Annotated in this window: 1 protein-coding gene and 1 pseudogene; both read right to left on the bottom strand. The window is 65.8% G+C overall.

Going from position 1 to position 1,806, the window contains the following annotated elements:
* Positions 1 to 194 (bottom strand): annotated as a pseudogene (locus NW856_RS04275) (hypothetical protein); the annotation flags it as partial.
* Positions 194 to 1,753: a hypothetical protein gene (locus tag NW856_RS04270; protein ID WP_414399280.1), complete on the bottom strand. Its 1,560-nt coding sequence runs from the start codon at positions 1,751 to 1,753 to the stop codon at positions 194 to 196. The pseudogene NW856_RS04275 and the gene NW856_RS04270, both read right to left, overlap by 1 nt.
* Positions 1,754 to 1,806 lie beyond the last annotated feature (53 nt).

Here is a 1,806-nt window from a genome sequence, read left to right as displayed (position 1 = left end):
AAGCGGATCCCGACCGCCGCTTCCTCCGGCTCGTAGAAGGGCTGCAAGGTGGTGTGGCTGCACCGCTCGATCAACGTCAACAGAGCCGGGGATCCGATCACCTTCACACCGGGGTTGCCCAGAGCCTCAGCGGTTTGTTCTGGGCCGAGGATCCCTTGCCAGGTGCCGAGGGTGCCCAAGGGAACGGGTTTCATCAGCGGGCGGGGGCGCGCATTCTCCTGGATTGCCATAGGCTCCAGCCTTGCCAGAGCAGGAGAATCAACGCCAGGATCCCGACCACCCCGGCCAGCACCAGCGCCCGTTCCAGGCGGGTGGCATGGAAGCCGGTTACCGTCCAATCGCGGCTGAGGTTGGATCCCAGAATGGCGAGCGTGGCCAGAGCCAAACCAAGGACTCCGTCCCGCTGCCGCGAATGGATCCCTGGAGATTCCGCCCCTCTTCCCTCCTGCTGCAGGAGGATGGGCTGCAGCGCCGCCAGGATCAAAGCAGTCATCAAAGCTCCCAACAGGAAGGCCGCTTGCGGCTGAGCGTGAATGAAGTAGCCCACCCCCACCGGCAGAGCCAGGCTGGCCAGCGTCAGAGCGATCCCCGTCTGCAGGGGTTTGTCTGGCCCGTATAGCCAGTGCAGGAGCGCCGCCAGCGCCATGGCCGCCATGCCCAGGTACAGCGCCGCCGACACATAGGGTTGGGTGAGGTCGATCCCGGCAACCTGCAGGTTGAACTGGTGCAACAGGTTTTGCAGCAGAGGGCGGGCCGACAAGAAGAGGGCTGCCATCGCCCCCCAGCGGCTGGGAAAAGCCAGACACCCCAGCCCCAAGAGCGCCGCCCCGTAGGATCCCCCCAATCGCAGCGCCAGCAGCGCTCCTCCGCCCACCAGCGTTAGGCCCACGCAGGCCCGCCAGAGCAGCCGTCCTTGTTGCTCGGCAACGCTGACGCGACCGGCTAAAGCCTCCGGCCCGCTGACATGAGCAGGTTCCCCTGGCGCAGGGATCCCCCGTCCCGTCTGGTTCTCCAAGGCAAGCAAGGCCCACGAGAGCAGCACCCCCACCCCGTAGAGCAAGACCCAAAAGGGATCCTGGTATAGGCCGTTGCGGGTCAAGGCCAAGGCCAGCGCCAACGCCACCAGCCACCCCACCCCATGCCCCACTGCCGACAGCAGCCCGGGGGAGTCTTCTGCGGCGGTCAAGAGCGGCACAGTGCCTGCCACCAAGCTGAGGGCGGCCAGCCCCACCGGCAACAGCACCTGCCAAGGGAGATCCGGCTGGGATCCCATCTCCAGCAGGCGAGATCCCCAGGTTAAGGCGGCAATGCCGCTCCACCCCTGGCCCAGCGCCATCAGCAAGGACAGGGCTTCTGTTTCGGCCAAGACCCCCAGCAAAGGGATCCCCACCAAGCCCATCCCCAGGCCGCAGCCCCACAGAAAGAGCATTCCATGCTGCTCCGCAATGCCGATGCGACTGGGGGAGCCGATAGCCAGACTTTGCCAGGCCGCCAAACTGAGCAACAGCACCACCAGCCCTTGCCCGGCCCGACCGCAGCCACTCAACCCCAGTAAACCCACCCCCACCAGGCCCCCCAACAACAAAGCCAGGGGGATCAGATCCGGCAACTGACCCAGCCAGCACCCCAGCGCCGCCAAGGCCACCAAGCCCAGCCCCACTGCCGGTTGCCAGCGGCGAACGGATCCCCAGCGGCGATATCGAATCGCTTCCAACAGCAAGACCACCAAGCCAATCGCGGCCGCAATCGCCAAAACTCCACCCAGCACGTGCTCCCTGATACATTCACGCTGAACTCTCCTGAACA

It is taken from the genome of Synechococcus sp. R3-13, from assembly GCF_047462195.1.
GTDB lineage: Bacteria > Cyanobacteriota > Cyanobacteriia > Thermostichales > Thermostichaceae > Thermostichus.
Note: the sequence above shows the minus strand (reverse complement) of the source record. Positions and strands in the feature narration are given on the sequence as shown.